Here is a 12,282-nt window from a genome sequence, read left to right on the forward strand (position 1 = left end):
AAGTTATTCAGCGTCTGATTCTAGCTCGGACGAGGGAGGCTTGCCCACTGCACGAGCAATGCCTCGAGCAACAGATTCCGATTGAGGTTGGCGCGACCTATGACCTTTTGCCGCTGCAACAGCAACCAATCCTGCAGCACCAGCACTTTCGACTGCGCCGCCTTCTCGGCGAGGTATTGCAAGACCGCACGCATATCTTCCAGACCCAGCTCAGCCTGATCGGCGGTGAGCTGATAGCGCAGCAATACCTGTGACCAGTCGCAAAACCAGTCAAACAGCAACGGCAACGGAACCGCATTCCAGCTTTCAGCCAGCTGACTGGGCGAAACCTGCTGCTTGAGCAGCTTCTTGATGCCCTCGACCACTTTTGCACGCAAACCGACCACATCCAGATCGAACAAGCGTAAAGCCGTCAGCGGCGAGCCACCGGCCAGGGCAAGCAGCTCGAAGGCTTGCTGACTGCTTAGCTGCGGATGTTTCTCCTGTATCCAGGCCAGGCTTTGTGCCTCGCCGGGCAAAGGACAGTTCTGCTGGACGCAACGACTTTTGATGGTAGGCAGCAAGCGGCTGGGCTGATGGCTGATCAACAACATCACCGTATTGCCAGCTGGCTCTTCCAGGCTTTTCAACAGGGCGTTGGCCGAATTCGGGTTCATTGCTTCGGCAGGTTCGAGCACCACCACTTTGCGACCTGCAAGATGGGCGGTCTGCACCACAAAATCGACCAGTTCGCGCACCTGATCAACCTTGATCGCCTTATCCACCTCTTCAGGCTGCAACACGTAGAGATCCGGATGGGAGCCAGCCGCCAGCAAGTGGCAGGACTTGCAATCCCCGCAAGCAGAAAGCGCCTGTGGCTGCAGGCATAGCAGGCGTGCCGCCAGCTGATCGGCAAGCACCCGCTTGCCGATACCGGAAGGACCTTGCAGCAGATAGGCATGGGCATGTTGCTGGCGCGACACCAGTTGCTGCCAGAGCGTCTGCTGCCATGGATAAATATCAAGCAAGGCAACGCTCCAGCAACTCGGGCAACAGCTGATCCAGTGCCTGTTGCACCCGTGCCAGGTCCTGACCTGCATCGATCACCCGGTAGCGCGAGGGTGCGGCGGCGGCACGCTGCAGATAGGTATTGCGTACCGCCTCGAAAAATCCGCGCCCTTCCTGTTCAAAACGGTCCAGCCGGCCTCGCGTGGCAGCCCGGCTCAAGCCGACCTCAACCGGCAAATCAAAAACCAGCGTCAGATCCGGGCGCAATGCCCCCTGAACGAAATCCTCAAGAATCCCGATACGCTCGAACGACACCCCTCTGCCGCCGCCCTGATAGGCGTAGGTCGCATCGGTAAAACGATCACACAAGACCACCGAGCCCTTGCGCAAGGCCGGTCGGATCACCGCCTGCAGATGCTGGGCGCGGGCAGCAAACATCAACAGCAACTCGGCATCAGCGCACATGGGCTCGTCTGAAGGTGCCAGCAGCAATTCGCGAATGCGTTCTGCCAGAGGGGTACCTCCGGGTTCACGGGTGAGCAACACTTCGATACCACGTGCCCGCAGGCATTCAGCCAGATACTCACGATTGGTGCTTTTGCCAGCGCCTTCCGGCCCTTCCAGGGTAATAAACAGACCGCTCACTGGGTTTCCTTGGTTGATTTTGGCGCCGGACTGGATCGGTAATCCGCTCTGCGTTTGAGTTGATATTCACGCACGGCTTTATTGTGTTCGCTCAGGGTTTTCGAGAATACATGGCTGCCATCCCCGCGGGCGACAAAATACAGGGATTCCCCATCAGCCGGGTGCAAAGCCGCGTGGATGGCCTCGCGACCGGCGAGCGCAATGGGAGTGGGTGGCAGTCCCGGGTTCAGGTAGGTGTTATAGGCACTCGCCTCACGCAGATTGGCCCGCGTAAGGTTGCCCTTGTAGCGTTCACCCAGCCCATAAATGACCGTCGGATCCGTCTGTAGCAGCATATTCAGCCGCAAGCGCCGCACAAAAACACCGGAAATCTGCTCGCGCTCAGCGCCTACACCGGTCTCTTTTTCGATCAGGGAGGCCATTATCAGCGCCTCATAGGGATCGCTGTATGGCAAATCCGGCGCGCGCTCCTGCCACTCTTCGGCCAGAACCTGTTGCTGGCGCCTGGCCGCCTGCTCCAGCAGATCGACGTCTCGCATGCCGCGCACATACTTGTACGTATCAGGGAAAAACCAGCCTTCGGGATGCGCATCCGGCCAACCAACCGCCGCCATCACCTGCTGGTCACTGAGTTCAGTCAGGGTTTGCTCGAGCTTCTCTTGTTGAGCCAACGCAGCGCGCAACTGGCGAAAATTCCACCCCTCGATAAACGCCACGCTGTACTGCACCACTTCGGCGCGCTGCCACAGACTCAGCAGGTCCCGAGCCGTCATGCCTTTGAGCAGCCGATACTCGCCACTGTGCAGGGATATTTCGTCAAGATTGAAGCGCCAGTACTGACGCAACCAGAAGGCACCAGTCAAAACCTGCTCGGTTTCAAGCCGATTCAACAAACCGCCGGGTGTGGCGCCGGGAGAAACGTCGAGCAGATACTCGCCGCTGATCTGTAACGGCTGCTGCAGTGCCTGCCGCTGCAACCAGATGCAGGCGAGCAGAAGCAAGCCTGCCAACAGTAATCCGGTCTGCAGTAACAACAGTAATTTGCGCATCATCGTTCAGCCGCCCAGCAAATCATGCAGATTATTTTGCAAAATGCGCGTCAACTCACCGCGTTCCCAAACACGCCCTGCCAGCTCTCGTACCGGCCAGATGCCAAAGAGGCTGTTGCAAAGAAAAACCTCATCGGCTTCCATCAGCTCTGCAAGACCTATATCTCGCACTGCACAGGTGATACCCAGACGTTCTGACTGTTCGATGATTTCTGCACGCATCACGCCGGCAACCCCGCAGCGCTGCAGAGCAGGAGTCAGCAACTGACCAGCGTCGACCATGAACAGGTTACTGGAAACGCCCTCGATCACTCTGCCCGAGTGGTCCTGCATCAGCCCCTCGGCATAGCCCGGGTCCTGCCACTCTGCCCGGGCAAGGACTTGCTCCAGACGATTAAGGTGTTTGATGCCAGCCAGCAAGGGCTGTTCGGCCAGCCGCGTTGCGCAGGAAAACAGCTTCACACCCTGCTCTGCATGCGCTGCCGGATAATCCGGCAATGGTGAACCCTGCAAAATCCGGAGGGCTTGCTGCGGCTGTGGAAAGGCGTAGCCGCGCATGCCACTGCCACGGGTGACAATCAGTTTGGCCACCCCATCGCCGACTTGCATGGCAAAGCTGGATATTTCCGCTCGCAGCGAATCGATCCCCAGCGGTATCTGCAAGCGCTGACAACCAAGTTGAAGCCGTTGCAGATGGCGATCCAGCAAACGCGCCCGGCCCTGCCTGACGCTTATGGTTTCGAAAAGGCCATCACCATAAGCCAGCCCGCGATCCCGTACCGGAACCCCTTCGGCTGGTACGCCGTTGACCCAGCATGGCATCAACCAGCAAACCGTCTGAATACCAGCGAACCGTTGGTACCACCGAACCCGAAGGAGTTGGACAGCACGGCATCAATGGTCATGGGTTTGGCCTGATGCGCTACAAAGTCCAGATCACAACCTTCATCCGGATCCTGCAGGTTGATGGTCGGTGGCGCGACCTGATCGCGAATCGCCAATACACTGAAGATAGCCTCAACAGCACCCGCCGCTCCGAGCAAGTGGCCAGTCATCGACTTGGTTGAGCTTACCGCCAGCTTGTAGGCATGATCGCCAAACACGCTCTTCACCGCCGTAGCCTCGGCAATGTCTCCTGCCGGGGTAGAGGTACCGTGGGCGTTGATGTAGTGAATTTGCTCGGGATTGAGCCCGGAATCGCGCACGGCATTGGCCATACAGCGCGCAGCGCCTGCACCATCCGCCGGTGGCGAAGTCATATGATAGGCATCACCGCTCATGCCAAAGCCAACCAGCTCGGCATAGATGGTGGCACCACGGGCCTTGGCATGCTCCAGCTCTTCAAGCACCAGGGCACCTGCCCCATCCGAAAGGACAAAGCCATCGCGACCCTTGTCCCAAGGCCGACTGGCAGCTTGAGGATCATCATTGCGGGTGGACAACGCACGTGCTGCGCCAAAACCGCCAATGCCCAGGCCGCAAGTCGCCATCTCCGAGCCACCGGCAATCATCACATCGGCTTCGCCGTAAGCGATATTGCGCGCTGCCATACCTATGCAGTGGGTGCCCGTGGTACAGGCAGTGGCAATGGCATAGTTCGGGCCCTGCACACCCAGATGAATCGAAAGAAAGCCGGAAATCATGTTGATGATCGAGCCGGGCACCAGGAACGGCGAGATACGCCGGGGCCCTTGCTGGTTGAGCACAACCGCATTGTTCTCGATGTTGGTAAGGCCGCCGATACCGGAGCCCAAGGCCACACCGACACGCTCGCGATTGGCATCGGTAATTTCCAGTCCCGAATCACGAACCGCCTGAAAACCGGCAGCAAGCCCGTACTGAATGAACATATCAAGCTTGCGGGCTTCTTTGACAGACAGATATTGCTCGACGTCGAAACCCCTGACCGAACCGCCAAAACGGGTGCCATGGGCAGACAGGTCAACATGTTCTATCAGGCCGATACCGCTGCGCCCGTCAAGAACCCCCTGCCATGAACTGGCCACATCAACACCCAATGGAGACAACATGCCAAGACCGGTGACAACGACACGTCTTCGGGACACAGCAACATCCTCTTTTTGTTCTACAGCTAAAGAAAAGCCGCACGGCTTCATCAGACGTGCGGCTTTTGCAGATCAGAAATCGACGACTACAGGATTACCCGTGAGCGTTGATGTAATCGATAGCTTCCTGAACAGTAGTAATCTTCTCTGCTTTGTCGTCCGGGATTTCGGTCTCGAACTCTTCTTCCAGAGCCATCACCAGCTCAACGGTGTCAAGCGAGTCGGCACCCAGATCTTCAACGAAGGAAGCACTGTTGGTGACTTCTTCTTCCTTGACGCCCAGCTGCTCGGCAACGATTTTCTTGACGCGCTCTTCGATGGTACTCATACGTTGTTTTCACTCCTATGGATAAAACCGGAACCGCAATGATGTGTTAAGTGTATAGACATGGATTTGCGCTTTTCAAGCCAGAAGGTGTTTCGACCCTCTTTCTCTTCAATCGTATGACTATAAACCAATTGCTTTTTTATAACGGAAACATGGTTATCAAATGTATGACAGTCCAAAGCTATCCGCCAGATTCAACTCATGTACATGCCGCCGTTAACCGGAATGGTAGCGCCAGTTACATAGGCAGCGCCATCAGAAGCGAGAAAAGCGACCACTTTTGCAATTTCTTCAGCCTGCCCGAGCCTCCCCAACGGGATCTGCGCCAGCAACGCTTCGCGTTGTGCTTCGGGCAGTTCACGGGTCATGTCGGTATCGATAAAGCCGGGCGCCACAGCATTCACCGTAATGGCGCGCGAACCTACTTCCCGGGCCAGCGCACGGCCAAAACCTTCCAGACCGGCCTTGGAGGCAGCATAGTTGGCCTGACCACCGTTGCCCATTGCACCTACCACCGAACCGATATTGATAATTCGGCCCCAGCGTGCCTTGGTCATGCCGCGCAGTACCGCCTTGGATAGCCTGAACAGGCTGTTCAGGTTGGTATTGACCACATCAAACCACTCGTCGTCCTTCATGCGCATCATCAGGTTGTCACGGGTAATGCCGGCGTTGTTCACCAGAATCAACGGCTGCCCCAGATGCTGTTGTATATGCTCCAGCGTTGTTGCGACCGATTCGCTACTTCCTACATCCAGTACCAGACCGGCACCCTGAATGCCATTTTCCTTGAGCGTTTCGGCAATTTTTTCAGCTCCGGAAGGTGAAGTGGCAGTGCCAATAACAACTGCGCCCTGACGTCCCAGCTCCAGCGCTATCGCCTGGCCAATTCCTCGAGTGGCTCCGGTAACCAGTGCAACCTTACCTTGCAGACTCATGGGTTATCTCCTTTTCAGGCCAATGCTGCCAACGTGGCAGCAAAAGCATCCGGGGTTTCCAGACTGTATGTGTTTATACCTTTGACACAGCGCTTGTTCAGACCGCCAAGCACCTTGCCAGGCCCGCATTCAACCAGATTGGTAACGCCCTGACCGGACAGGCACACCATCGACTCAACCCAGCGAACCGGGCTGTAAAGCTGCGCCAGCAGGTCGCTCTTGAGGGTAGCCAGATCCGCCACAATCGAGGCACTTACATTCTGCACCAAAGGAACCTTGGGAGGCTGCCAGGCAATTGCCTCCAGCGAGACGGCAAAGCGTTCGGCTGCCGGCTTCATCAAGGCACAATGCGAAGGCACACTGACCGGCAGCGACATTGCACGCTTTGCTCCACGTGCCTTGCAAGCTTCGATAGCGCGCTCAACAGCTGCTGCAGAGCCGGCAATAACCACCTGGCCGGGGGCATTGAAGTTGACCGCGCTGACAACTTCATCCTGTGCCGCTTCGGCACAAGCCGTCGCGACATCCGCATCTTCCAGCCCAAGAATGGCCGCCATGCCGCCTTGCCCGGCCGGTACAGCCTGCTGCATCAACTGGCCTCGCAGCTCTACCAGACGCAATGCATCAGCAAAACCTAGACTGCCTGCGGCCACCAGAGCCGAGTACTCGCCAAGGCTGTGCCCTGCAACATAGGCAGGCACAGCGCCACCTTCAGCCAGCCACAGACGCCAAAGGGCAACGGAAGCCGCCAGTATTGCTGGCTGGGTTTTGTCGGTTTGATTGAGAAGCTCTTCCGGACCCTGCTGGGTCAAAGCCCACAGGTCATAGCCAAGGGCTGCGGAAGCCTCACTGAAGCATTCCACAATCAATGGCTGCTTTTCACCTTGCTCGGCCAGCATGCCAAGGGACTGGGAGCCTTGTCCGGGAAAAACAAATGCGGTGGAGGTGGACATCAAATACATCTCCTGGTGAGCGGGTTATCTGCCAAATTGCCCTGCAAAGCCAGCAGAAGCAAGAAACTGAGCCTTGGATGGACTTTTAGCAGCAGGCGTCACAAGTTTTACAACAGTTCCTCAAGCCTGCCATGCAGTTTTTCCGGCAGATTTTCACGAACCTCCACCAATGCCAGCCTGATGGCACTCTGAAAACTGTCCTGATCGGCAGCACCATGACTCTTGATCACAATACCCTGCAGTCCCAGCAGGCTAGCACCGTTATGGGTTTCCGGAGCCAGGTCCTTATGCAGACGTTTCAGAAACGGCAAGGCGAGCCCGCCGACCATTCGTGAGCCGATACTTTCCGAAAACAGTGTCTCGACACGCTCGGCAATCATTGCCGCCAAGCCTTCGCTGGACTTCAACAGAACGTTGCCAACAAAGCCATCGCAGACCACAACATCCGCCTTTCCGCGGTAAAGCCCGTCGCCTTCGACATAGCCGATATAGTTCAGCCCTGATGCCTGCTGGAGCATTGCAGCGGCCAATTTGACCTGCTGGTTACCCTTGATGTCCTCGGTACCGACATTGAGCAGGGCTACTCGCGGGTTGGGGACACCCAAAGCCTCGACGGCTACCGAGCCCATAACTGCAAACTGGTAAAGATGTTCCGCAGAGCAATCAACATTGGCACCCAGGTCAAGCAGGTGGCAAAAACCGTTAGCCGATGGAATGGCGCTGATCATTGCCGGACGGTCAATACCAGGCAGAGTCTTGAGCAAATAGCGTGACAACGCCATGAGCGCGCCGGTATTGCCTGCGCTGACGCAGGCATTGGCGCGACCGCTGCGTACCAGCTCCAGGGCAACACGCATTGACGAATCAGGCTTGCTGCGCAACGCCTGTGCTGGACGCTCGTCCATGCCAATGATCTCGTCGGCGTTTTCGATTTTCAGGCGCGAACGATCAACCGCAGGCATGCCGGCAATCAATTCTTCAAGCAGGGAGGATTGGCCGACGAGGACCAGATGTAACGAGGGGAACTCAGCCAGACAGGCAATACTGGCCGGAACAATGCAGCGGGGACCAAGGTCCCCGCCCATTGCATCAATCGCGATGACTGGAGCGGACAAGGATTACTCGTCAGCGCCCTTGTCAATCACTTTGCGACCACGGTATACGCCTTCTGGCGATACATGGTGACGCAGGTGAACTTCACCGGTGGTTTTCTCAACCGACAGAGCGTTAGCCTCGAGAGCATCGTGCGAACGACGCATATCACGGGCAGAGCGGGATTTTTTGTTCTGCTGAACAGCCATAACTGATTAACTCCTAAACGTTTGGGTCACGCTTTAACTGTGCCAGTACATCGAACGGGTTGGACCGCTTAACCTCGTCCTGCGGCTGATCAGACTCATCAAAGCCCGCCAACTGCTGGCAATTTTCTCTGTCGTGAAGAGGTACGATGGGCAATGCGAGCAACAGCTCGTCTTCCGCCAACGTCAGCAAATCCAGCAACTCTTCACCAACTTCAAGTGCTTCATAACCTTTTGCTACCGCACTGTCCGATGCGCCTTCCCTGATTATCTGAAAAGCGCTTTCAACATGAACAGGCAATACCGCCAGCTCAAGACAACGCTGGCAAACCATCTTGACCTCGGCATCAAGCTCGCAACGAATCACTGCGACCCTGCGCTCTTCCCGCTCGAAAACGAACTTCGCGCGAACGACACCGGTACGCTCTTCCAGTTGCTCACTGAAACGCGGCAAACTACTGAAAGGCAACTCACCCTCCAGGGTAGCAGCCCGATCAGCCAGCTTGCGTGGATCAACCTGAGGTGGAATAGGGCCTTTCAACATAGGCGCGGTATTCTATGGATGTGCCCCTTTGCTGTCAAAACAAATTCCAACCTTGCATGCCGGCAGACTGGCTTGCAGAACGAACCGACAGGAAATACCGATGCTGCCGCTTGTCCTTGCTTCCAGCTCTGCTTACCGCCGCGAACTGCTGCAGCGCCTTAACCAGCCTTTCACTTGCTGCAGCCCGGAAATTGATGAGCAAAGACAATCGAACGAAAATGCCAGCCAACTGGTAACCCGCCTGGCGCAAGAAAAGGCCATGGCCGTGGCAACCAGCCATCAGCAGCATCTGATTATCGGCTCAGACCAGGTAGCGGTACTCGGCGAGGAGATTCTCGGCAAGCCACACACGCTGCAACGGGCAACCGCTCAATTACATGCAGCCAGCGGCCGCAGCGTGACCTTTCTTACCGGGCTGGCCCTGCTGAACAGCCAGACCGGCCACTGCCAGGTCGACTGCATACCCTTTACCGTGCATTTTCGCGAACTGGACGAATCACAGATCCGCCGCTATCTGGAAGCAGAACAACCTTTCGACTGTGCCGGCAGCTTCAAAGCGGAAGGGCTGGGCGTCAGCCTGTTCCGTGGCACCGAAGGCAGCGATGCAACCAGCCTGATCGGATTACCCCTGATCAGACTGGTCGATATGCTTGACAAGGAAGGGATAAAAATCCCCTGACGCCCGCCGGTGTTACCGATCAGCGCAGTGCCGGCCCCTGAAAGCCCATCCAGATAGCCATATTTTCCGCAACACTGGCACCAATACGCTTGGCAAAACGGTCAAACGGATTGTCCTGAACGGTGTAATCGACCATTTCCTTCTCGCCAATCACATCACGTGCAACCTGACTGGCGTTGCCATAAGCGTCAATCAGACCCAGCTCTAATGCCTGCTCACCAGACCAGATCAAGCCACTAAACAACTCGGGATGGCCCTCCACCTTGAGACGGTCGCCCCTGCCCAGCTTTACGCTGGCAATGAATTGCTTGTGAGTGGTATCGAGAACACCCTGCCAAAAGACTGTTTCATCTTCTTTTTGCGGCTGAAACGGATCGAGAAACGCCTTGTGCTGGCCCGAGGTGTAGATGCGTCGATCAACGCCCAGCTTTTCCATGACCCCGACAAAGCCGAAACCGGAGGCTGTAACTCCGATGGAGCCCACCAGGCTGCTCTTGTCTGCGTAGATCTGATCCGCCGCACTGGCAATGTAGTACGCACCCGACGCACCCAGGTCGGTAATTACTGCATAAACCTTGATCCCGGGATGCTCGCCACGCAGGCGGCGTATCTCGTTAAACACATAGGATGACTGCACCGGACTGCCGCCAGGACTGTTGATGCGTAACACCACACCCTTTGTTTTAGGGTCTTCGAAGGCGGCACGCAGGCTGGTGATGATGTTGTCTGCGCTGGCCTCCTCCTTGTCGGCAATCATGCCGCGAATTTCGATCAGCGCCGTATGATTCTCACTGCGCGCCGCCTGCTTCTGGAAATCCATCACCGGCGAAAACAGCGCAAGGGCAATAAAAAGATACGCAAAGGTCAGTATCTTGAAGAAAATCCCCCAACGCCGCGCCCGCCGCTGCTCCTGCACACCTGCAAGAACCGCCTTCTCCAGCAACTGCCAGCTTTTGTCATCGGACATACAAAACCCTCTTCAAGGTTATTCCGCGCCCCGGCCCAGCCAGGCACGCAACTCGTCAAAATGATTGATCGCCAGATCCGGCGACTCCGCCTGCAACAGCTCCAGCGGTTGGGCGCCGTGGCCCACCGCCACGCTACAGACCTTCGCCCGCCGTGCCATCTGCAGATCAAACAAGGAATCGCCAACCATCAGCGCTTGCTCCGGACGCTTCCGGCAATGCGCAAGAATCTCGTGCAACATCAACGGATCCGGCTTGCTGGCGGTTTCGTCAGCACAGCGGGTTACATCAAAAAAATCCAGCCAGCCACGCCCTTCAAGTACCTTGTGCAAACCACGGCGACTCTTTCCGGTGGCCACTGCGAGCTGATAGCCATCTTCACGAAACGCCTCCAGCGCCTCAAGCACACCCGGAAAAAGTGTCGATGGCTGTCTTTCCAGCGCCAGATAATGCTCGCCATAGGCGCCACGAAAATGTTCAGCCAGCACAGACTCGCGCAAACCGGGATAAAGGCTGTCAATCGCCTCGGCCATACCCAGGCCGATAATACCCTTCAGGCGCGTTTCATCCAGTTGCGGCAGGCCGCAAACATCCGCTGCATGCCGCAGCGAAGTGACGATTCGCCCGATCGAGTCAACCAGCGTACCATCCCAGTCAAAAATCAGCAGCTGATAGTCACGCACCCAGACGCTCCAGGGTACGCGCCCAGATCTCGTCCACCGGTGCCTCAACACTCAGCATTTCGCCGTCCGGCAGCTTGACCCGCAACGAGTGCGCATGCAGAAACAGACGCTTGCCGCCCAGCTCACGGATTTCGCGGGTGAACTCTTCGTCACCGTACTTACTGTCACCGGCAATCGAATGCCCTGCATGCTTGGCATGCACACGAATCTGGTGGGTGCGCCCGGTAATCGGGCTGGCTTCGACCAGCGTGGCGAAATCGCCAAAACGGCGCAGCACCCGAAAGGTGGTCAACGCTTCCTTGCCTTCAACGTTCACCTCGACCATGCGCTCACCCGAACGCAGGTTGTTTTTCAACAACGGTGCATTGACCTGCTTCTTTGCTGTCGGCCAGCTGCCGCGCACCAGCGCCAGATAGCGCTTGTCGACACCGTCGCCGCGCAAAGCCTCATGCAGATGGCGCAACATGCTGCGCTTTTTGGCGATCATCAACAGGCCGGACGTATCCCGATCCAGACGATGAACCAGTTCGATTTCCTTGGCGTCCGGGCGCAGCTGCCGAAAAGCCTCGATAACCCCGTAATTCAGCCCGCTGCCACCGTGCACGGCAATCCCGGCAGGCTTGTTGAGCACAATCAGGGCTTTGTCTTCGAAAACAATCGCGGCCTCCAGACGCGCCAGCAACCCCTGCGCCAGCGGCTCGGGGGCGTCACGCTCGGCCAGGCGCAAGGGCGGCACACGCACCACGTCACCGGCCTGCAGTTTGTATTCGGGCTTGATCCGCCCCTTGTTCACACGCACTTCGCCTTTACGCAAAATCCGGTAAATCAGGGTCTTGGGTACGCCTTTGAGCTGGGTGCGCAAAAAGTTGTCGATACGCTGCCCGGCAAGCTCCGGAGCGACTTCGAGTAACTGCACACCGGTGATCGGAGCATCGGGATTATTCATCCGCCGATGATAACAATTTTTAGGTAATTGAAGCACTTAATGATTACTGCTATATTCCGATGCGCTGCCAAAAGCAGCCAGGTTCGCGGATATGTGCCAATCGTACTGCCCCCGCCACCTGCAAGCCATTCAGGACGCCTGGCCGTCCCACGGAAAATCCGCCGAACTGTCGCGAAATTCCGGAAAACCAGCCTTAAGCAA

Annotated in this window: 15 protein-coding genes; 1 reads left to right on the forward strand and 14 read right to left on the reverse strand. The window is 57.0% G+C overall.

Features of this window, described 5'->3' with window-relative positions; translation table 11 throughout:
• Window positions 1–20 precede the first annotated feature (20 nt).
• From BLT89_RS10850 to BLT89_RS10900, 11 genes are all read right to left on the reverse strand, one after another.
• Window positions 21–1,007, reverse strand: coding sequence for a DNA polymerase III subunit delta' (locus BLT89_RS10850; RefSeq protein ID WP_090194980.1), 987 nt, complete (start codon window positions 1,005–1,007; stop codon window positions 21–23).
• Window positions 1,000–1,632 carry a dTMP kinase gene (tmk, locus tag BLT89_RS10855; RefSeq protein WP_090194983.1) on the reverse strand — a complete coding sequence of 211 codons (633 nt, stop codon included), beginning with the start codon at window positions 1,630–1,632 and terminating at the stop codon, window positions 1,000–1,002. Before tmk ends, BLT89_RS10850 begins: the two co-directional genes overlap by 8 nt.
• On the reverse strand, window positions 1,629–2,681 hold the full coding sequence (gene mltG, locus BLT89_RS10860) for an endolytic transglycosylase MltG (protein ID WP_090198945.1): 1,053 nt from the start codon (window positions 2,679–2,681) through the stop codon (window positions 1,629–1,631). Before mltG ends, tmk begins: the two co-directional genes overlap by 4 nt.
• A 6-nt stretch (window positions 2,682–2,687) precedes the next feature.
• Entirely contained in the window at window positions 2,688–3,503 is an 816-nt protein-coding gene (pabC, locus tag BLT89_RS10865; protein ID WP_090194986.1) for an aminodeoxychorismate lyase, read from the reverse strand.
• Entirely contained in the window at window positions 3,503–4,747 is a 1,245-nt protein-coding gene (fabF, locus tag BLT89_RS10870) for a beta-ketoacyl-ACP synthase II (protein ID WP_090194989.1), read from the reverse strand. The genes pabC and fabF overlap by 1 nt, the downstream gene beginning before the upstream one ends.
• A gap of 94 nt (window positions 4,748–4,841) precedes the next feature.
• Window positions 4,842–5,075: an acyl carrier protein gene (gene acpP, locus BLT89_RS10875; protein WP_090194993.1), complete on the reverse strand. Its 234-nt coding sequence runs from the start codon at window positions 5,073–5,075 to the stop codon at window positions 4,842–4,844.
• 194 nt (window positions 5,076–5,269) lie between these two features.
• On the reverse strand, window positions 5,270–6,013 hold the full coding sequence (gene fabG, locus BLT89_RS10880) for a 3-oxoacyl-ACP reductase FabG (protein ID WP_090194996.1): 744 nt from the start codon (window positions 6,011–6,013) through the stop codon (window positions 5,270–5,272).
• 14 nt (window positions 6,014–6,027) lie between these two features.
• On the reverse strand, window positions 6,028–6,966 hold the full coding sequence (gene fabD, locus BLT89_RS10885) for an ACP S-malonyltransferase (RefSeq protein ID WP_090194999.1): 939 nt from the start codon (window positions 6,964–6,966) through the stop codon (window positions 6,028–6,030).
• A 107-nt stretch (window positions 6,967–7,073) separates the two neighbouring features.
• Window positions 7,074–8,081 (reverse strand): phosphate acyltransferase PlsX, encoded by a 1,008-nt coding sequence (gene plsX / locus BLT89_RS10890; protein WP_090195001.1) that lies wholly within the window; start codon window positions 8,079–8,081, stop codon window positions 7,074–7,076.
• A 3-nt stretch (window positions 8,082–8,084) separates the two neighbouring features.
• The gene (gene rpmF, locus BLT89_RS10895) at window positions 8,085–8,267 is read right to left on the reverse strand and encodes a 50S ribosomal protein L32 (protein WP_009406838.1); all 183 of its coding nucleotides are present in this window, start codon (window positions 8,265–8,267) and stop codon (window positions 8,085–8,087) included.
• Window positions 8,268–8,280: 13 nt separating this feature from the next.
• Window positions 8,281–8,808: a YceD family protein gene (locus tag BLT89_RS10900; RefSeq protein WP_090195004.1), complete on the reverse strand. Its 528-nt coding sequence runs from the start codon at window positions 8,806–8,808 to the stop codon at window positions 8,281–8,283.
• A 100-nt stretch (window positions 8,809–8,908) separates the two neighbouring features.
• On the opposite strand from BLT89_RS10900, the gene BLT89_RS10905 reads away from it, so the two are divergent.
• Window positions 8,909–9,487 (forward strand): Maf family protein, encoded by a 579-nt coding sequence (locus tag BLT89_RS10905; RefSeq protein WP_090195006.1) that lies wholly within the window; start codon window positions 8,909–8,911, stop codon window positions 9,485–9,487.
• A gap of 19 nt (window positions 9,488–9,506) precedes the next feature.
• Here BLT89_RS10905 and BLT89_RS10910 read toward each other — a convergent pair whose 3' ends face one another.
• From BLT89_RS10910 to rluC, 3 genes are read right to left on the reverse strand one after another with little or no spacing between them, the layout of a single operon-like run.
• Window positions 9,507–10,454, reverse strand: a complete 948-nt coding sequence (locus BLT89_RS10910) for a S49 family peptidase (protein ID WP_090195008.1) — start codon at window positions 10,452–10,454, stop codon at window positions 9,507–9,509.
• 18 nt (window positions 10,455–10,472) lie between these two features.
• Window positions 10,473–11,135 (reverse strand): HAD-IA family hydrolase, encoded by a 663-nt coding sequence (locus BLT89_RS10915; protein WP_090195011.1) that lies wholly within the window; start codon window positions 11,133–11,135, stop codon window positions 10,473–10,475.
• Complete coding sequence (gene rluC / locus BLT89_RS10920) at window positions 11,128–12,081, reverse strand: 23S rRNA pseudouridine(955/2504/2580) synthase RluC (protein WP_090195013.1); 954 nt, start codon at window positions 12,079–12,081, stop codon at window positions 11,128–11,130. The genes BLT89_RS10915 and rluC overlap by 8 nt, the downstream gene beginning before the upstream one ends.
• Window positions 12,082–12,282: the final 201 nt, after the last annotated feature.

The sequence above is a fragment of the Pseudomonas pohangensis genome (assembly GCF_900105995.1).
Lineage (GTDB): Bacteria > Pseudomonadota > Gammaproteobacteria > Pseudomonadales > Pseudomonadaceae > Aquipseudomonas > Aquipseudomonas pohangensis.

Coding starts and splice junctions, on each gene's coding strand:
- mltG (WP_090198945.1), bottom strand. CDS start 2,681: ATGCGCAAATTACTGTTGTTACTGCAGACCGGATTACTGTTGGCAGGC.
- pabC (WP_090194986.1), bottom strand. CDS start 3,503: ATGCCATGCTGGGTCAACGGCGTACCAGCCGAAGGGGTTCCGGTACGG.
- acpP (WP_090194993.1), bottom strand. CDS start 5,075: ATGAGTACCATCGAAGAGCGCGTCAAGAAAATCGTTGCCGAGCAGCTG.
- fabG (WP_090194996.1), bottom strand. CDS start 6,013: ATGAGTCTGCAAGGTAAGGTTGCACTGGTTACCGGAGCCACTCGAGGA.
- fabD (WP_090194999.1), bottom strand. CDS start 6,966: ATGTCCACCTCCACCGCATTTGTTTTTCCCGGACAAGGCTCCCAGTCC.
- rpmF (WP_009406838.1), bottom strand. CDS start 8,267: ATGGCTGTTCAGCAGAACAAAAAATCCCGCTCTGCCCGTGATATGCGT.
- BLT89_RS10900 (WP_090195004.1), bottom strand. CDS start 8,808: ATGTTGAAAGGCCCTATTCCACCTCAGGTTGATCCACGCAAGCTGGCT.
- BLT89_RS10905 (WP_090195006.1), top strand. CDS start 8,909: ATGCTGCCGCTTGTCCTTGCTTCCAGCTCTGCTTACCGCCGCGAACTG.
- BLT89_RS10910 (WP_090195008.1), bottom strand. CDS start 10,454: ATGTCCGATGACAAAAGCTGGCAGTTGCTGGAGAAGGCGGTTCTTGCA.
- rluC (WP_090195013.1), bottom strand. CDS start 12,081: ATGAATAATCCCGATGCTCCGATCACCGGTGTGCAGTTACTCGAAGTC.